The 17,928-nt window shown below is 34.7% G+C and carries 18 protein-coding genes and 1 tRNA gene; 16 read left to right on the forward strand and 3 right to left on the reverse strand.

All coding sequences use genetic code 11. The features are described from left to right. Positions 1-2: 2 nt before the first annotated feature. The 3 genes from comC to rlmH all read right to left on the reverse strand — a co-directional run bounded on the left by comC (position 3) and on the right by rlmH (position 886). A complete protein-coding gene (comC, locus tag SK642_RS09595; RefSeq protein ID WP_033684573.1) occupies positions 3-125 on the reverse strand; it encodes a competence-stimulating peptide ComC in 123 nt (40 codons plus the stop codon). A gap of 164 nt (positions 126-289) precedes the next feature. Further along, positions 290-363: transfer RNA gene (locus tag SK642_RS09600), tRNA-Arg, on the reverse strand. A 43-nt stretch (positions 364-406) separates the two neighbouring features. Continuing rightward, positions 407-886: a 23S rRNA (pseudouridine(1915)-N(3))-methyltransferase RlmH gene (rlmH, locus tag SK642_RS09605; protein WP_033684574.1), complete on the reverse strand. Its 480-nt coding sequence runs from the start codon at positions 884-886 to the stop codon at positions 407-409. Between the two features lie 184 nt (positions 887-1,070). Between rlmH and SK642_RS09610 the strand changes: the two genes are divergently transcribed. The 16 genes from SK642_RS09610 to SK642_RS09685 all read left to right on the forward strand — a co-directional run. After that, complete coding sequence (locus tag SK642_RS09610) at positions 1,071-2,252, forward strand: S1C family serine protease (protein WP_033684575.1); 1,182 nt, start codon at positions 1,071-1,073, stop codon at positions 2,250-2,252. A 57-nt stretch (positions 2,253-2,309) separates the two neighbouring features. Further along, on the forward strand, positions 2,310-3,068 hold the full coding sequence (locus SK642_RS09615; protein ID WP_033684576.1) for a ParB/RepB/Spo0J family partition protein: 759 nt from the start codon (positions 2,310-2,312) through the stop codon (positions 3,066-3,068). Between the two features lie 216 nt (positions 3,069-3,284). Further along, positions 3,285-4,646 carry a chromosomal replication initiator protein DnaA gene (dnaA, locus tag SK642_RS09620; protein WP_033684577.1) on the forward strand — a complete coding sequence of 454 codons (1,362 nt, stop codon included), beginning with the start codon at positions 3,285-3,287 and terminating at the stop codon, positions 4,644-4,646. A gap of 158 nt (positions 4,647-4,804) precedes the next feature. Continuing rightward, positions 4,805-5,941, forward strand: coding sequence for a DNA polymerase III subunit beta (dnaN, locus tag SK642_RS09625; RefSeq protein ID WP_033684578.1), 1,137 nt, complete (start codon positions 4,805-4,807; stop codon positions 5,939-5,941). A gap of 65 nt (positions 5,942-6,006) precedes the next feature. Continuing rightward, positions 6,007-6,201, forward strand: a complete 195-nt coding sequence (locus SK642_RS09630) for a DUF951 domain-containing protein (RefSeq protein WP_000285186.1) — start codon at positions 6,007-6,009, stop codon at positions 6,199-6,201. Between the two features lie 84 nt (positions 6,202-6,285). After that, entirely contained in the window at positions 6,286-7,401 is a 1,116-nt protein-coding gene (gene ychF, locus SK642_RS09635; RefSeq protein WP_033684579.1) for a redox-regulated ATPase YchF, read from the forward strand. 72 nt (positions 7,402-7,473) lie between these two features. Beyond that, positions 7,474-8,043 (forward strand): aminoacyl-tRNA hydrolase, encoded by a 570-nt coding sequence (gene pth / locus SK642_RS09640; protein WP_033684580.1) that lies wholly within the window; start codon positions 7,474-7,476, stop codon positions 8,041-8,043. After that, entirely contained in the window at positions 8,044-11,547 is a 3,504-nt protein-coding gene (mfd, locus tag SK642_RS09645; protein WP_033684581.1) for a transcription-repair coupling factor, read from the forward strand. It begins immediately after the preceding gene. Between the two features lie 56 nt (positions 11,548-11,603). Then, positions 11,604-11,870: an RNA-binding S4 domain-containing protein gene (locus tag SK642_RS09650; protein WP_001234978.1), complete on the forward strand. Its 267-nt coding sequence runs from the start codon at positions 11,604-11,606 to the stop codon at positions 11,868-11,870. Continuing rightward, positions 11,863-12,231 (forward strand): septum formation initiator family protein, encoded by a 369-nt coding sequence (locus SK642_RS09655; protein ID WP_033684582.1) that lies wholly within the window; start codon positions 11,863-11,865, stop codon positions 12,229-12,231. Before SK642_RS09650 ends, SK642_RS09655 begins: the two co-directional genes overlap by 8 nt. Before the next feature lie 4 nt (positions 12,232-12,235). Continuing rightward, entirely contained in the window at positions 12,236-12,358 is a 123-nt protein-coding gene (locus SK642_RS11075; RefSeq protein WP_000429334.1) for an SP_0009 family protein, read from the forward strand. Next, positions 12,351-13,619, forward strand: a complete 1,269-nt coding sequence (locus tag SK642_RS09665; RefSeq protein ID WP_033684583.1) for a serine hydrolase — start codon at positions 12,351-12,353, stop codon at positions 13,617-13,619. Before SK642_RS11075 ends, SK642_RS09665 begins: the two co-directional genes overlap by 8 nt. Further along, a complete protein-coding gene (gene tilS, locus SK642_RS09670; protein WP_033684584.1) occupies positions 13,616-14,893 on the forward strand; it encodes a tRNA lysidine(34) synthetase TilS in 1,278 nt (425 codons plus the stop codon). Before SK642_RS09665 ends, tilS begins: the two co-directional genes overlap by 4 nt. 4 nt (positions 14,894-14,897) lie before the next feature. After that, on the forward strand, positions 14,898-15,440 hold the full coding sequence (gene hpt / locus SK642_RS09675) for a hypoxanthine phosphoribosyltransferase (RefSeq protein ID WP_033684585.1): 543 nt from the start codon (positions 14,898-14,900) through the stop codon (positions 15,438-15,440). 15 nt (positions 15,441-15,455) lie between these two features. Further along, the gene (gene ftsH, locus SK642_RS09680) at positions 15,456-17,414 is read left to right on the forward strand and encodes an ATP-dependent zinc metalloprotease FtsH (protein WP_033684586.1); all 1,959 of its coding nucleotides are present in this window, start codon (positions 15,456-15,458) and stop codon (positions 17,412-17,414) included. A 120-nt stretch (positions 17,415-17,534) separates the two neighbouring features. After that, positions 17,535-17,928, forward strand: a 394-nt coding sequence (locus SK642_RS09685; protein WP_033684587.1) for a sigma-70 family RNA polymerase sigma factor, incomplete at its 3' end; no start/stop codon positions are given.

A 17,928-nucleotide genomic window follows, 5' to 3' on the forward strand; every position in this document is an offset into this window, starting at 1 on the left:
CCTTATCTTCTTTTAAGAAAATTAATGAACATTTTATCTATTCTCCTCATCTCCCCACCTTGAATTTTTTGCAAGTCTTTTTCCTTCAAGGCTACAAACTGTTCCAATTTAACTGTGTTTTTCATAATAAAATCTCCTCAATGTTTTTTTCTTGTAAGCTAACTTACAAAAACCATTATACAAAATGGAATTTCGTTTTAGATAAAATTCTCTCAACTGTCATTTTTTTCTCCCCAAGTGTACTTTTTTAAGAAAAAAGCCGGGAAAATTCCCAGCTTTGCTACTATATTGATCCCAGCAGGATTCGAACCTGCGACCGTTCGCTTAGAAGGCGAATGCTCTATCCAGCTGAGCTATGAGACCTAACACAATCATTCTACCAAAAATTCAATTAAAAGTCAATTTTCTATTTATGATAGGGGGAGCCCTGCTGAATCGTAAAAGCGCGATAGATTTGTTCAACAAGGACTAGTCTCATTAACTGATGTGGTAAAGTTAGACGGCCAAAACTAACAGAAAGATTAGCTCTCTTTTTTACATCCTGTGCTAATCCTAAACTCCCCCCAATAATAAAGGTAAGAGTAGAAAATCCTTTTATAGAAGCTTCTTCTAACTGCTTACTAAATTCTTCCGAGGAGAAAGTTTTCCCTTCTATAGCCAACACAATAACAAAATCACGATCACCAACTTTTGATAAAATTCTCTGACCTTCTATTTCTAAAATCTTTTGATTTTCTGACTCACTAGCCCTATCTGGTGTTTTTTCATCTGCCAGCTCAATCATTTCAAGCTTAGCAAATCGAGAAATTCGTTTTGAATACTCTGCGATACCATCTTTTAAATACTTTTCTTTCAGTTTCCCAACTGTTACAACTTTAATTTTCATGACTCTATTCTAACATATTCTCGATTTTTTTCACATCTTATTCACAAAACAAAAAGTTAATTTTCACCTAGAAAACCACAGATTTTCAAAAGTTATCCACAATCTGTGAAAAACTTTTGTGTTTAAGTTATAATTAAGTTAGTCAGTTTATACTTTCAGTAATTTCAAACATATGGAGGCAAATATGAAACATTTAAAAACATTTTATAAAAAATGGTTTCAATTATTAATCGTTATCGTCATTAGCTTTTTTAGTGGGGCTTTGGGTAGTTTTTCAATAACTCAACTAACTCAAAAAAGTGGTGTAAGTAACTCCAACAACAATAGCACTATCACACAGACAGCCTATAAAAACGAAAATTCAACAACTCAGGCTGTTAACAAAGTAAAAGATGCTGTTGTTTCTGTTATTACTTATTCAGCAAATAGACAAAATAGCGTATTTGGTAATGATGATACTAATACAGATTCTCAGCAAATTTCTAGTGAAGGATCTGGAGTCATTTATAAAAAAAATGACAAAGAAGCTTACATTGTCACCAACAATCACGTTATAAATGGCGCCAGCAAAGTAGATATTCGTTTGTCAGATGGAACTAAAGTACCTGGAGAAATCGTCGGAGCTGATACTTTCTCTGATATTGCTGTCGTCAAAATCTCTTCAGAAAAAGTGACAACAGTAGCTGAGTTTGGTGATTCTAGTAAGTTAAATGTAGGAGAAACTGCTATTGCTATTGGTAGCCCGCTAGGTTCTGAATATGCAAATACTGTCACTCAAGGTATTGTATCTAGTCTCAATCGAAATGTATCCTTAAAATCTGAAGATGGACAAGCCATTTCTACAAAAGCCATCCAAACTGATACTGCTATTAACCCAGGTAACTCTGGCGGCCCACTGATCAATATCCAAGGACAGGTTATAGGAATTACATCAAGCAAAATTGCCACAAATGGAGGAACCTCTGTAGAAGGTCTTGGTTTCGCAATTCCTGCAAATGACGCTATCAATATTATTGAACAGTTGGAAAAGAACGGAAAAGTGACGCGTCCAGCTTTGGGCATTCAAATGGTCAATCTCTCAAATATTAATACAAGTGATATTAGAAGACTCAATATTCCAAGCAGTGTAACATCTGGTGTAGTTGTTCGTTCTGTACAAAGTAATATGCCTGCCAATGGTCACCTTGAAAAATACGATGTTATTACAAAAGTAGATGACAAAGAGATTGCTTCATCAACAGACTTACAAAGTGCTCTTTACAATCATTCTATCGGAGACACCATTAAGATAACTTACTATCGTAACGGTAAAGAAGAAACTACATCTATTAAACTTGACAAGAGTTCAGGTGATTTAGAATCTTAATTGACATCTATGTAAAGAAAACTTTACATAAGAGAAAAGATGTGTTAGTGTAGAATCATGGAAAAATTTGAAATAATTTCTATCACAGATATACAAAAAAATCCCTATCAACCTCGAAAAGAATTTGATAGAGAAAAACTACATGAACTAGCACAGTCTATCAAAGAAAATGGAGTCATTCAACCGATTATTGTTCGTCAATCTCCTGTGATTGGTTATGAAATCCTTGCAGGAGAGAGACGCTATCGTGCTTCACTTTTAGCTGGTCTGACGTCTATCCCAGCTGTTGTTAAACAACTTTCAGACCAGGAGATGATGGTCCAGTCCATCATTGAAAATTTACAGAGAGAAAATTTAAATCCAATAGAAGAAGCACGCGCCTATGAATCTCTTGTAGAGAAAGGATTTACCCATACTGAAATTGCAGATAAAATGGGCAAGTCTCGTCCTTATATCAGCAACTCGATTCGTTTGCTTTCCTTACCAGAACAGATTATCTCAGAAGTAGAAAATGGCAAACTATCACAAGCCCATGCGCGTTCGCTAGTTGGGTTGAATAAGGAACAACAAGACTATTTCTTTCAACGAATTATGGAGGAAGATATTTCTGTAAGGAAGTTAGAAGCTCTTCTGACAGAGAAAAAACAAAAGAAACTGCAAAAAAATGATCATTTCATACAAAATGAAGAAGAACAGTTAAAAAAACTACTCGGATTAGATGTAGAAATCAAACTGTCTAAAAAAGACAGTGGAAAAATCATTATTTCTTTTTCAAATCAAGAAGAATACAGTAGAATTATCAACAGCCTGAAATAAGGCTGTTCTTTTATTTTTTTATCTCACAAAGTTATCCACTATTTTTTTCAATAAAAAGCCTAATAAATCAATAGTTTTTAATCTTATCCCCAACTTGTGGATAAAACTTGATAACATTGTGGATTATTTTTCACAGCTTGTGGAAAATTCTTGCTATCTATGGTAAAATAAGTCTAGTATTAAACTTTTAAACAAGTAGTAAAGGAGGAGAACGGATTGAGAGAAAGACAATTTTGGAATCGTATCTTAGAATTTGCACAAGAAAGACTGACTCGATCCATGTATGATTTCTATGCTATTCAAGCTGAACTCATCAAGGTAGAAGAAAATGTTGCTACTATATTTTTACCCCGATCTGAAATGGAAATGGTCTGGGAAAAACAACTAAAAGATATTATTGTAGTAGCTGGTTTTGAAATTTATGATGCTGAAATAACTCCCCACTATATTTTCACTAAACCTCAAGATACGACTATCTCACAAGTTGAAGAAGCTACAAATTCAACTCTTTATGACTATAGTCCAAAGTTAGCATCTATTCCTTATTCGGAGACTGGATTAAAAGAGAAGTATACCTTTGATAATTTTATCCAAGGAGATGGAAATGTTTGGGCAAAATCTGCTGCTTTAGCTGTTTCAGAGGATCTTGCTTTGACCTATAACCCTCTTTTTATCTATGGAGGACCAGGCCTTGGTAAGACTCACCTATTAAATGCTATTGGTAATGAAATTCTAAAAAACATTCCTGATGCGCGTGTTAAATATATCCCTGCTGAAAGCTTTATTAACGACTTCCTAGATCACTTAAGACTAGGAGAAATGGAAAAGTTTAAAAAAACTTACCGTAGCCTTGATCTTTTACTGATTGATGATATTCAATCTTTAAGTGGTAAAAAAGTCGCAACACAAGAAGAATTTTTTAATACCTTTAATGCCCTTCACGACAAGCAAAAACAAATTGTTCTAACCAGTGACAGAAGTCCAAAACATCTGGAAGGCCTTGAAGAAAGACTTGTCACGCGCTTTAGTTGGGGATTAACCCAGCATATTACACCTCCTGAATTTGAAACTCGTATTGCCATTTTACAAAGTAAGACAGAACATTTAGGCTATAATTTCCAAAACGATACTTTAGAATACTTAGCAGGTCAATTTGATTCAAATGTTCGAGACCTTGAGGGAGCAATTAATGACATCACCTTAGTTGCTAGAGTAAAGAAAATCAAAGATATTACGATTGATGTTGCTGCAGAAGCTATTAGAGCTCGAAAACAAGATGTTAGCCAAATCCTCGTCATTCCAATTGATAAAATTCAAGCTGAAGTAGGTAACTTCTATGGAGTTAGTGTCAAAGAAATGAAGGGAAGCAGGCGCCTTCAAAATATTGTTTTAGCCCGTCAAGTAGCTATGTATTTATCTAGAGAACTAACAGATAATAGTCTTCCAAAAATTGGGAAAGAATTTGGTGGAAAAGATCATACAACAGTCATTCATGCCCATGCAAAAATTAAATCTTTGATTGATGAAGACGATAATTTACGTTTAGAAATTGAATCAATCAGAAAGAAAATCAAATAACTTGTGGATAACTTTCGCTTTTCTATCTTTTTTATCCACATTTTTTAAACAAGCCAAAAAACTTGCTATAACTTACTTTTAGTCTGTTTTCCACAGATTTCACAGACTCTATTATTACTATTATCCTTCTAATACTAAAAATAAATAAAGGAGAATCCATGATTCATTTTTCAATTAATAAAAATTTATTTCTACAAGCCTTAAATACTACTAAGAGAGCTATTAGTTCTAAAAATGCTATTCCTATTTTATCAACTGTTAAAATTGACGTGACCAATGAAGGTGTTACTTTAATTGGATCAAATGGTCAAATTTCAATTGAAAATTTTATTTCTCAAAAAAATGAAGATGCTGGTTTGTTAATTACTTCTTTAGGTTCGATCCTTCTTGAAGCTTCTTTCTTTATCAATGTTGTATCTAGTCTTCCAGATGTGACTCTTGATTTTAAAGAAATTGAACAAAATCAAATTGTTTTAACTAGCGGCAAATCAGAAATTACCCTAAAAGGAAAAGATAGCGAACAATATCCACGAATCCAAGAAATTTCAGCAAGCACTCCTTTGATTCTTGAAACAAAATTACTCAAGAAAATTATCAATGAAACAGCTTTTGCTGCAAGTACACAAGAGAGTCGTCCAATTTTGACAGGTGTTCATTTTGTATTGAGCCAACACAAAGAGTTAAAAACAGTTGCAACAGACTCTCATCGTCTAAGTCAGAAGAAATTAACGCTTGAGAAAAATAGTGATGATTTTGATGTAGTGATTCCTAGTCGTTCTCTACGCGAATTTTCAGCGGTATTTACAGATGATATTGAAACTGTAGAGATTTTCTTTGCCAACAATCAAATCCTCTTTAGAAGTGAAAATATTAGCTTCTATACTCGTTTGTTAGAAGGTAACTATCCTGATACAGATCGCTTGATTCCAACAGACTTTAATACTACAATCACTTTTGATGTGGTAAACTTGCGTCAGTCAATGGAACGTGCTCGTCTTTTATCAAGTGCGACTCAAAATGGTACTGTGAAACTTGAAATTAAAGGTGGGGTTGTTAGTGCTCATGTTCACTCTCCAGAAGTTGGTAAAGTAAACGAAGAAATCGATACTGATCAGGTGACTGGTGAAGATTTGACTATTAGTTTCAACCCAACTTATTTGATTGATTCTCTTAAGGCTTTAAATAGCGAAAAGGTGACCATTAGTTTTATCTCAGCTGTTCGTCCATTTACTCTTGTGCCAGCAGATACTGATGAGGACTTCATGCAACTTATCACCCCAGTTCGTACAAATTAAGTGAAAGAGGTTGAGCCTAGCTCGCCTCTTTTATGATATAATCGAAAAAGAAAAGGAGAGTAGCTATGTATCAAGTTGGAAATTTTGTTGAAATGAAAAAACCACACGCTTGTACCATCAAGTCAACAGGTAAAAAGGCTAATCGTTGGGAAATTACACGTGTAGGAGCAGATATCAAAATCAAATGTAGTAATTGTGACCATGTTGTCATGATGGGGCGCTATGATTTTGATCGAAAAATGAATAAAATTATTGACTAAGAAGCCTTAGTTAGAGGGTTAGCAAGTTTTCCCTTTTTGTGTTATAATATTAGGGATTGAAATGAAAATGGAGAATAAGAAAATATGGCTTTAACAGCAGGTATCGTTGGTTTGCCAAACGTTGGTAAATCAACACTATTTAATGCAATTACAAAAGCAGGAGCAGAGGCAGCAAACTACCCATTTGCGACTATTGATCCAAATGTTGGAATGGTGGAAGTTCCAGATGAACGTCTACAAAAACTAACGGAAATGATCACACCTAAAAAGACAGTGCCAACAACATTTGAATTTACAGATATTGCAGGGATTGTAAAAGGAGCTTCAAAAGGAGAAGGGCTAGGGAATAAATTCTTGGCCAATATTCGTGAAGTAGATGCGATCGTTCACGTAGTTCGTGCTTTTGATGATGAAAATGTGATGCGCGAGCAAGGACGTGAAGATGCCTTTGTGGATCCACTTGCAGATATTGATACAATTAATCTGGAATTGATTCTTGCTGACTTAGAATCAGTCAATAAGCGTTACGCGCGTGTAGAAAAGATGGCACGTACGCAAAAAGATAAAGAATCAGTAGCAGAATTTAATGTTCTTCAAAAGATTAAACCTGTTCTTGAAGATGGGAAATCAGCTCGTACAATCGAGTTTACAGATGAAGAACAAAAAGTTGTCAAAGGTCTCTTCCTTTTGACAACTAAACCAGTTCTTTATGTTGCCAATGTAGATGAGGATGTAGTTTCAGATCCAGATTCTATCGACTATGTCAAACAAATTCGAGAATTTGCAGCGACAGAAAATGCTGAAGTGGTAGTTATTTCTGCGCGTGCTGAGGAAGAAATTTCTGAGTTAGACGATGAAGATAAGCAAGAGTTTCTTGAAGCACTTGGGTTGACAGAATCAGGCGTTGACAAATTAACTCGCGCAGCTTATCACTTACTTGGACTTGGAACTTACTTCACAGCTGGTGAAAAAGAAGTTCGTGCTTGGACCTTTAAACGTGGTATAAAAGCTCCTCAAGCAGCTGGTATTATCCACTCAGACTTTGAAAAAGGATTTATTCGTGCAGTAACTATGTCATATGAGGATCTAGTGAAATACGGATCTGAAAAGGCTGTAAAAGAAGCTGGGCGCTTGCGTGAAGAAGGAAAAGAATATATCGTTCAAGATGGCGATATCATGGAATTCCGCTTTAATGTTTAAAGAATTTAATGAATAGCATCAATTAGGTTGGAAAAAAATTCCAGCCCTTTTGGCTTTTGAAAGGAAAAATAAATGACCAAATTACTTGTAGGCTTGGGAAATCCAGGTGATAAATATTTTGAAACAAAACACAATGTTGGTTTTATGTTGATTGACCAACTAGCGAAAAAACAGAATGTCACTTTTACAAATGATAAGATATTTCAAGCTGATCTAGCATCTTTTTTCTTCAATGGAGAAAAAATTTATCTAGTCAAACCAACGACCTTTATGAATGAAAGTGGAAAAGCAGTTCATGCTTTATTGGCTTACTATGGTTTGGATATTAAAGATTTACTCGTCATTTACGACGACCTTGACATGGAAGTTGGGAAAATTCGTTTAAGAGCAAAGGGCTCAGCAGGTGGTCATAATGGTATCAAGTCTATTATTCAACATATAGGGACTCAGACCTTTAATCGTGTTAAGATTGGAATCGGAAGACCTAAAAATGGCATGTTAGTTGTTAACCATGTTTTGAGTACCTTTGACAAGGATGATTATATTGGTATTTTACAGTCTATTGACAAAGTTGACGATTCTGTAAACTACTATTTACAAGAGAAAAATTTTGAAAAAACTATGCAGAGGTATAACGGATAAATGGTGACCTTATTAGATTTATTCTCAGAAAATGATCAAATAAAAAAATGGCATCAAAATCTGACAGATAAAAGAAGACAATTAATGTTAGGCTTGTCAACTTCTACAAAAGCTTTAGCAATCGCCAGTAGTTTGAAGAAAGAAGATAAGATTGTTTTATTGACATCAACTTATGGAGAAGCAGAAGGGCTTATTAGTGATCTTATTTCTATCTTAGGTGAGGAACTTGTCTATCCATTTTTGGTAGATGATTCTCCTATGGTAGAGTTTTTGATGTCTTCACAAGAAAAAATTATCTCACGGGTTGAAGCCTTACGTTTTTTGAATGATCCATCTAAAAAAGGGATTTTAGTTTGTAATATTGCAGCAAGTCGATTGTTTTTACCTTCTCCCAATGTATTTAAAGATAGTATTGTAAAAATATCAGTGGGTGAAGAATATGACCAAAACGCACTTATCCATCAGTTAAAAGAAATCGGTTATCGAAAGGTTACACAAGTACAAACTCAAGGAGAATTTAGTCTTCGAGGAGATATTTTAGATATTTTTGAAATATTCCAGTTAGAACCTTGCCGAATTGAGTTTTTTGGTGATGAAGTAGATGGAATTCGTACTTTTGAAGTCGAAACACAATTATCAAAAGAAAATCAGTCAGAATTTACCATCTTTCCAGCTAGTGATATGTTTTTGAGAGAAAAGGATTATCAACGAGGACAGTCAGTTTTAGAAAAGCAAATTTCAAAGACTCTATCACCGATTTTAAAATCCTATCTAGAAGAAATTTTGTCAAGTTTTCATCAAAAACAAGTGCATTTAGATTCTAGGAAGTTTTTATCTTTATGCTATGACAAGACATGGACTGTCTTTGATTATATTAAAAAAGATACTCCAATATTCTTTGATGATTATCAAAAATTGATGAATCAGTATGAAGTCTTTGAAAGAGAATTAGCGCAATACTTTACAGAAGAGTTACAGAATAGTAAAGCATTTTCTGAAATGCACTATTTTGCAGATACTGAGCAAATCTATAAAAAACAAAGTCCAGTGACCTTTTTCTCTAATCTGCAAAAGGGGTTAGGAAATCTCAAGTTTGATCACATTTATCAATTTAATCAATATTCCATGCAAGAGTTTTTCAATCAATTTTCTTTTCTAAAAGAAGAAATTGAACGATATAAAAAAATGGACTACACTATTATCTTGCAGTCTAGTAATTCAATGGGAAGTAAAACATTGGAGGATGTTTTAGAGGACTACCAGATTAAATTGGATTCCAGAGATAAGTCAAGTATCTGTAAAGAATCTGTAAACTTAATAGAGGGCAATCTCAGACATGGTTTTCATTTTGTAGATGAAAAGATTTTATTTATAACTGAACATGAGATTTTTCAAAAGAAATTAAAACGTCGTTTTCGAAGACAACATGTTTCAAATGCGGAGCGCTTAAAAGATTATAATGAACTTGAAAAAGGCGATTACGTTGTTCACCATATCCATGGAATTGGTCAATATCTAGGGATTGAAACAATTGAAATCAAGGGACTTCACCGCGATTATGTCAGTGTTCAATATCAAAATGGTGATCAAATCTCTATCCCAGTAGAACAGATTCATCTACTGTCTAAATATGTTTCAAGTGATGGTAAAGCGCCAAAACTTAATAAATTAAATGATGGTCATTTTAAGAAGGCTAAGCAAAAAGTTAAGAATCAGGTAGAGGATATAGCAGACGATTTAATCAAACTCTATTCTGAGCGTAGTCAGTTGAAAGGTTATGCTTTTTCAGCTGATGATGAAGAGCAAGATGCTTTTGATGATGCTTTTCCTTATGTTGAAACAGATGATCAACTTCGTAGTATCGAGGAAATCAAGAGAGATATGCAGAATTCTCAACCAATGGATCGACTTTTAGTTGGGGATGTTGGTTTTGGAAAGACTGAAGTTGCAATGCGTGCAGCCTTTAAGGCTGTCAATGATCACAAACAGGTGGTCGTTCTAGTTCCTACGACAGTTTTAGCGCAACAGCACTACACGAATTTTAAGGAACGGTTCCAAAATTTTGCTGTTAATATTGATGTGTTGAGTCGCTTTAGAAGTAAAAAAGAGCAGACTGAAACACTTGAAAAATTGAAAAACGGTCAAGTTGATATTTTGATTGGAACCCATCGGGTTTTGTCAAAAGATGTTGTGTTTGCTGATTTGGGCTTGATGATTATTGATGAGGAACAACGATTTGGTGTCAAGCATAAGGAAACCTTGAAAGAATTGAAAAAACAAGTGGATGTCCTAACCTTGACAGCAACGCCAATTCCTCGTACGCTTCATATGTCTATGCTGGGAATAAGAGATTTATCTGTTATTGAAACTCCTCCAACCAATCGCTATCCTGTTCAAACCTATGTTTTAGAAAAGAATGGTAGTGTTATTCGTGATGCGGTCTTGCGTGAAATGGAGCGTGGAGGTCAAGTTTACTATCTTTACAACAAAGTTGACACAATTGATCAGAAGGTTTCAGAATTACAGGAGTTAATTCCAGAGGCTTCGATTGGTTATGTTCATGGTCGCATGAGTGAAATCCAGTTGGAAAATACTCTATTAGACTTTATTGAGGGACAGTATGATATCTTGGTGACGACTACCATTATTGAGACAGGGGTGGACATTCCAAATGCCAATACCTTATTTATTGAAAATGCGGACCATATGGGCTTGTCAACCTTGTATCAATTAAGAGGAAGAGTAGGTCGTAGTAATCGTATTGCTTATGCCTATCTCATGTATCGTCCAGAAAAATCAATTAGTGAAGTCTCTGAAAAGAGATTAGAAGCAATCAAAGGATTTACAGAATTGGGCTCAGGATTTAAGATTGCTATGCGAGATCTTTCTATTCGTGGAGCAGGAAATCTCCTAGGAAAATCCCAGTCTGGTTTCATTGATTCTGTTGGTTTTGAATTGTATTCGCAGTTACTAGAGGAAGCTATTGCTAAACGAAACGGGAATGCTAACACAAGAACCAAAGGAAATGCTGAGTTGATTTTACAAATTGATGCTTATCTTCCTGATACTTATATTTCAGACCAACGACATAAGATTGAAATTTATAAAAAAATTCGTCAAATTGACAACTGTGTCAATTATGAAGAGTTACAAGAAGAGTTGATGGACCGCTTTGGAGAATACCCAGATGTTGTTGCCTATCTTTTAGAGATTGGTTTGGTTAAGTCTTATCTTGATAAGGTATTTGTTCAACGTGTGGAAAGAAAAGAGAACAAGATTACAGTTCAATTTGAAAAAGTCACTCAGCGACTGTTCTTGGCTCAAGATTATTTTAAAGCTTTATCGGCAACAAACTTAAAAGCAGCTATGGCTGAGAATGAAGGATTAATGGAGCTTGTATTTTATGTCCGAAATAAGAAAGACTATGAAATTTTAGAAGGTCTGCTGATTTTTGGAGAAAGTTTATTAGAGATAAAAGAGTTGAAAGACGGTAATTCCCTATAACATTTTTTTCTATAAAATAGATAAAAATGGTACAATAATAATTTGAGGTAATAAAGATGAGATTAGACAAATATTTAAAAGTATCACGAATTATCAAGCGTCGTACAGTCGCAAAGGAAGTAGCAGATAAAGGCAGAATCAAGGTAAATGGGATCTTGGCCAAAAGTTCAACGGATTTGAAAGTTAATGACCAAGTTGAAATTCGTTTTGGTAATAAGTTGCTACTTGTAAAAGTACTGGAGATGAAAGATAGCACAAAAAAAGAAGATGCAGCGGGCATGTATGAAATTATCAGCGAAACACGGGTAGAAGAAAATGTCTAAAAATATCGTACAATTGAATAATTCTTTTATTCAAAATGAACACCAACGTCGTCGCTATCTGATGAAGGAAAGGCAAAAACGTAATCGTTTCATGGGTTGGGTTCTCATTTTGATGATTTTGTTGTTCATTTTACCAACTTATAATCTTGCTCAAAGCTATCAGCAATTACTCCAAAGACGTCAACAATTATCAGACTTGCAAACTCAGTATCAAACCTTGAGTGATGAAAAGGATAAGGAGACAGCTTTTGCAACAAAGCTGAAAGATGAAGATTACGCTGCTAAATACATGCGTGCAAAATATTATTATTCTAAGAATCGGGAAGCTGTTTATACGATTCCTGACTTGCTCCCAAGGTGATAAAATGGAAAATTTATTAGATGTAATAGAGCAATTTTTGAGTTTATCTGATGAAAAGCTGGAAGAGCTAGCTGATAAAAATCAATTATTGCGTTTACAAGAAGAAAAGGAAAGGAAGAATGCGTAAATTCTTAATTATTTTGTTGCTACCGAGTTTTTTGACCATTTCAAAAGTTGTTAGCACAGAAAAAGAAGTCGTCTATACTTCGAAAGAAATTTATTACCTTTCACAATCTGACTTTGGTATTTATTTTAGAGAAAAGCTAAATTCTCCTATGGTTTATGGAGAAGTTCCTGTTTATGCGAATGAAGATTTAGTTGTAGAATCTGGAAAATTAACTCCAAAAACAAGTTTCCAAATAACTGAGTGGCGCTTAAATAAACAAGGAATTCCAGTATTTAAGTTATCCAACCATCAATTTATTGCTGCGGACAAACGATTTTTATACGATCAGTCAGAGGTAACTCCTACAATAAAAAAAGTATGGTTAGAATCTGATTTTAAACTGTATAATAGTCCTTATGATTTAAAAGAAGTGAAATCATCCTTATCAGCTTATTCTCAGGTGTCAATTGATAAGACCATGTTTGTAGAAGGAAGAGAATTTCTACATATTAATCAGGCTGGATGGGTAGCTAAAGAATCAACTTCTGAAGAAGATAATCGGATGAGTAAAGTCCAAGAAATGTTATCGGAAAAATATCAGAAAGATTCTTTCTCTATTTATGTTAAGCAACTGACTACTGGAAAAGAAGCTGGTATCAATCAAGATGAAAAGATGTATGCGGCCAGTGTTTTAAAACTCCCTTATCTTTATTATACGCAAGAAAAAATAAATGAGGGTCTTTATCAGTTAGATACGACTGTAAAATACGTATCAGCAGTTAATGATTTTTCAGGTTCTTATAAACCAGAGGGAAGTGGGAGTCTTCCTAAAAAAGAGGATAATAAAGAATATTCTCTAAAAGATTTAATTACGAAAGTATCAAAAGAATCTGATAATGTAGCTCATAACATATTGGGATATTACCTTTCAAACCAATCTGATGAAACATTTAAATCCAAAATGTCTGCTATTATGGGAGATAATTGGGATCTAAAAGAAAAATTGATTTCTTCTAAAATGGCTGGGAAAGTCATGGAGGCTATTTATAACCAAAATGGATTTGTATTGGAATCTTTGACTAAAACAGATTTTGATAATCAGCGAATTGCCAAAGGTGTCTCTGTGAAGGTAGCTCATAAAATTGGGGATGCGGACGAATTTGAGCATGATACGGGTGTTGTCTATGCAGATTCTCCATTTGTTCTTTCTATTTTCACTAAAAATTCTGATTATGATACGATTTCTCAGATAGCTAAAGATGTTTATGAGGTTCTAAAATGAGGGAACAGGATTTTTTAAATCATTTTCTCAAGAAGAGATATTTCAAAAAACATGCAAAGGTATTACTAGCTCTTTCTGGTGGATTAGATTCTATGTTTCTATTTAAGGTATTGTCTACTTATCAAAAAGAGTTAGAAATTGAATTGATTCTGGCTCATGTGAATCATAAGCAGAGAATTGAATCAGATTGGGAAGAAAAAGAATTAAGGAAGTTGGCTGCTGAAGCAGAGCTTCCTATTTATGTCAGCAATTTTTCAGGAGAATTTTCAGAAGCGCGTGCTCGACATTTTCGTTATGATTTTTTTCAAGAGGTCATGAAAAAGACAGGTGCGTCAGCTTTAGTCACTGCTCACCATGCGGATGACCAGGTGGAAACGATTTTGATGCGCTTGATTCGAGGTACTCGCTTGCGCTATCTATCAGGAATTAAGGAGAAGCAAGTAGTTGGGGATATAGAAATGATTCGACCCTTCTTGCATTTTCAGAAAAAAGATTTTCCACCAATTTTCCACTTTGAAGATACATCAAATAAGGAAAATCATTATTTTCGTAATCGTATTCGAAATTCTTATTTACCAGAATTAGAAAAAGAAAATCCTAGATTTAGAGATGCAATCTTAAGTATCGGAAATGAAATTTTAGATTATGACTTAGCTATAGCTGAATTATCTAACAATATTGATGTAGAAAATTTACAGCAGCTATTGTCTTATTCTGAGTCGACACAAAGAGTTTTACTTCAAACTTATCTGAATCATTTTCCAGATTTGAATCTTACAAAAGCTCAGTTTGATGAAGTTCGGCAGATTTTAAAATCTAAAAGCCAGTATCGTCATCCGCTTAAAAATGGCTATAAATTGATAAAAGAGTACCAACAGTTTCAGATTTGTAAAATCGGTCCGCAGGCTGATGAAAAGGAAGATGAACTTGTGTTACACTATCAAAATCAGGTAGCTTATCAAGGATACACATTTTCCTTTGGAATTCCATTAGAAGGTGAATCAATTCAACAAATACCTGTTTCACGCGAAACATCTATATACATTCGTCATCGAAAAACAGGAGATGTTTTGATTCAAAATGGGCATAGAAAAAAACTCAGACGTCTATTTATTGATTTGAAAATCCCTATGGAAAAGAGAAAATCTGCTCTGATTATTGAGCAATTTGGTGAAATTGTCTCAATTTTGGGAATTGCGACCAGTAATTTGAGTAAAAACACGAAAAATGATATAATGAACACTGTACTTTATATAGAAAAAATAGATAGGTAAAAAAATGTTAGAAAACGATATCAAAAAAATCCTCGTTTCACACGATGAAATTACAGAAGCTGCTAAAAAATTAGGTGCTCAACTCACTAAAGACTATGCAGGAAAAAATCTAATTTTAGTTGGGATTTTAAAAGGATCTATTCCTTTTATGGCTGAATTGATTAAACATATCGACACACATATTGAAATGGACTTCATGATGGTTTCTAGCTATCATGGTGGAACAGCAAGTAGCGGTGTCATTAATATTAAACAAGATGTGACTCAAGACATTAAAGGAAGACATATTCTATTTGTAGAAGATATTATTGATACAGGCCAAACTTTGAAGAATTTGCGAGATATGTTTATTGAAAGAGAAGCTGCTTCTGTTAAAATTGCCACCTTGTTGGATAAACCAGAGGGACGTATTGTAGAAATTGAGGCAGACTATACCTGCTTTACTATTCCAAATGAGTTTGTAGTAGGTTATGGTTTAGATTACAAAGAAAATTATCGTAACCTTCCTTATGTTGGAGTATTGAAAGAAGAAGTGTATTCAAATTAGAAAGAACAATTTTTAATGAAAAAACAAAATAATGGTTTAATTAAAAATCCTTTTCTATGGTTATTACTTATTTTTCTCCTAGTTACAGGTTATCAGTATTTTAGTACAGGTAGTGTTGCAGGGAAAAGTGAGCAAATTAATTATACAGAATTGGTAAAAGAAATTACTGATGACAATGTAAAAAAATTAACTTACCAACCAAATGGCAGTGTTATCGAAGTTTCAGGTGTTTATAAAAATCCTAAAACAAGTAAAGAAGAAACAGGTATCCAGTTCTTTTCTCCTTCTGCCACAACAGTAGAGAAATTTTCAAGTATTATTCTTCCTTCAGATACTACAGTATCCGAATTGCAAAAACTTGCTTCTGACCATAAAGCGGAAGTAACTGTTAAGCATGAAAGTTCAAGTGGTATGTGGATTAATATTCTTGTATCCATTGTGCCATTCGGTATTCTTTTCTTCTTCCTATTCTCTATGATGGGAAATATGGGAGGAAATAATAGCCGTAACCCAATGAGTTTTGGACGTAGTAAGGCTAAAGCCGCAAATAAAGAAGATATTAAAGTAAGATTTTCAGATGTTGCTGGAGCTGAGGAAGAAAAACAAGAACTAGTTGAAGTTGTTGAATTCTTAAAAGATCCAAAACGATTTACAAAACTTGGAGCCCGTATTCCAGCAGGTGTTCTTTTGGAGGGACCTCCAGGAACAGGTAAAACTTTGCTTGCTAAGGCAGTAGCCGGAGAAGCAGGTGTTCCATTCTTTAGTATCTCAGGTTCTGACTTTGTAGAAATGTTTGTCGGAGTTGGAGCTAGTCGTGTTCGTTCTCTTTTTGAGGATGCCAAAAAAGCAGCACCAGCTATCATCTTTATCGATGAAATTGATGCTGTTGGACGTCAACGTGGAGTCGGTCTTGGCGGAGGTAATGACGAACGTGAACAAACCTTGAACCAACTCTTGATTGAGATGGATGGTTTTGAGGGAAATGAAGGAATTATTGTCATTGCTGCAACGAACCGTTCAGATGTACTAGACCCTGCCCTTCTGCGTCCAGGACGTTTTGATAGAAAAGTATTGGTTGGCCGCCCTGATGTTAAGGGTCGCGAAGCAATCTTGAAAGTTCATGCTAAGAATAAGCCTTTAGCAGAAGATGTTGATTTGAAATTAGTTGCTCAACAAACTCCAGGTTTTGTTGGTGCTGATTTAGAGAATGTATTGAATGAAGCGGCTCTAGTTGCTGCTCGTCGCAATAAATCAATCATTGATGCCTCAGATATTGATGAAGCAGAAGATAGAGTTATTGCTGGACCTTCTAAGAAAGATAAGACAGTTTCACAAAAAGAACGTGAATTGGTTGCCTACCATGAGGCAGGTCATACTATTGTTGGTCTAGTCTTGTCGAATGCCCGTGTTGTCCATAAGGTCACAATTGTACCACGTGGTCGTGCAGGTGGTTATATGATTGCACTTCCTAAAGAGGATCAAATGCTTCTATCTAAAGAAGATATGAAAGAGCAATTGGCTGGCTTGATGGGGGGACGTGTAGCTGAAGAAATTATCTTTAATGTCCAGACTACAGGAGCTTCAAACGACTTTGAACAAGCGACTCAAATGGCGCGTGCAATGGTTACAGAGTACGGTATGAGTGAAAAACTTGGCCCAGTACAATATGAAGGAAATCATGCTATGTTTGGTGCACAAAGCCCTCAAAAATCAATTTCAGAACAAACAGCTTATGAAATTGACGAAGAGGTTCGTTCATTATTGAATGAGGCACGAAATAAAGCCGCTGAAATTATTCAGTCAAATCGTGAAACTCACAAGTTGATTGCAGAATCATTATTGAAATACGAAACATTGGATAGTACACAAATTAAATCTCTTTACGAAACAGGAAAGATGCCTGAAACAGTCGAGGAGGAATCTCATGCATTATCCTATGATGAAGTAAAGTCAAAAATGAATGATGAGAAATAACCCAAAGAGAGGCAAGCCCTCTCTTTTTTGTGCAGTTGAGGAGCTAAAGGGTGCAGAATGGATGAAATGTGCCAAAAGTGTTTCTGAATCTGTTAGACTGTACACAGAAAGGGGAAGATTATGCTTAAAGAATTGTATGAAGAAGTCCAGGGAATTGTGTATAAGTGTAGAAATGAATATTACCTTCATTTGTGGGAGCTATCGGATTGGGATCAAGAGGGAATGATATGTCTACATGAATTGATTAGTAAAGAAGAAGGATTAATAGAAGATATTCCACGCTTACGTAAATATTTCAAAACCAAGTTTCGAAATCGAATTCTAGACTATCTCCGTAAACAAGAAAGTCAGAAGCGTAGATATGATAAAGAACCCTATGAAGAAGTGGGCGAGATTAGTCATCGTATAAGCGAGGGAGGTCTCTGGCTAGACGATTATTATCTCTTTCATGAAACGCTAAGAGATTATAGAAACAAACAAACTAAAGAGCACCAAGAAGAGTTAGATCGCGTTT

Source organism: Streptococcus mitis, from assembly GCF_000722705.1.
GTDB lineage: Bacteria > Bacillota > Bacilli > Lactobacillales > Streptococcaceae > Streptococcus > Streptococcus mitis_P.

Excerpts from the sequence above, each read along its gene's own strand:
- comC (WP_033684573.1), bottom strand. The coding sequence starts at position 125 with ATGAAAAACACAGTTAAATTGGAACAGTTTGTAGCCTTGAAGGAAAAA.
- rlmH (WP_033684574.1), bottom strand. The coding sequence starts at position 886 with ATGAAAATTAAAGTTGTAACAGTTGGGAAACTGAAAGAAAAGTATTTA.
- SK642_RS09610 (WP_033684575.1), top strand. The coding sequence starts at position 1,071 with ATGAAACATTTAAAAACATTTTATAAAAAATGGTTTCAATTATTAATC.
- SK642_RS09615 (WP_033684576.1), top strand. The coding sequence starts at position 2,310 with ATGGAAAAATTTGAAATAATTTCTATCACAGATATACAAAAAAATCCC.
- dnaN (WP_033684578.1), top strand. The coding sequence starts at position 4,805 with ATGATTCATTTTTCAATTAATAAAAATTTATTTCTACAAGCCTTAAAT.
- SK642_RS09630 (WP_000285186.1), top strand. The coding sequence starts at position 6,007 with ATGTATCAAGTTGGAAATTTTGTTGAAATGAAAAAACCACACGCTTGT.
- ychF (WP_033684579.1), top strand. The coding sequence starts at position 6,286 with ATGGCTTTAACAGCAGGTATCGTTGGTTTGCCAAACGTTGGTAAATCA.
- pth (WP_033684580.1), top strand. The coding sequence starts at position 7,474 with ATGACCAAATTACTTGTAGGCTTGGGAAATCCAGGTGATAAATATTTT.
- mfd (WP_033684581.1), top strand. The coding sequence starts at position 8,044 with ATGGTGACCTTATTAGATTTATTCTCAGAAAATGATCAAATAAAAAAA.
- SK642_RS09650 (WP_001234978.1), top strand. The coding sequence starts at position 11,604 with ATGAGATTAGACAAATATTTAAAAGTATCACGAATTATCAAGCGTCGT.
- SK642_RS09655 (WP_033684582.1), top strand. The coding sequence starts at position 11,863 with ATGTCTAAAAATATCGTACAATTGAATAATTCTTTTATTCAAAATGAA.
- SK642_RS11075 (WP_000429334.1), top strand. The coding sequence starts at position 12,236 with ATGGAAAATTTATTAGATGTAATAGAGCAATTTTTGAGTTTATCTGAT.
- SK642_RS09665 (WP_033684583.1), top strand. The coding sequence starts at position 12,351 with ATGCGTAAATTCTTAATTATTTTGTTGCTACCGAGTTTTTTGACCATT.
- tilS (WP_033684584.1), top strand. The coding sequence starts at position 13,616 with ATGAGGGAACAGGATTTTTTAAATCATTTTCTCAAGAAGAGATATTTC.
- hpt (WP_033684585.1), top strand. The coding sequence starts at position 14,898 with ATGTTAGAAAACGATATCAAAAAAATCCTCGTTTCACACGATGAAATT.
- ftsH (WP_033684586.1), top strand. The coding sequence starts at position 15,456 with ATGAAAAAACAAAATAATGGTTTAATTAAAAATCCTTTTCTATGGTTA.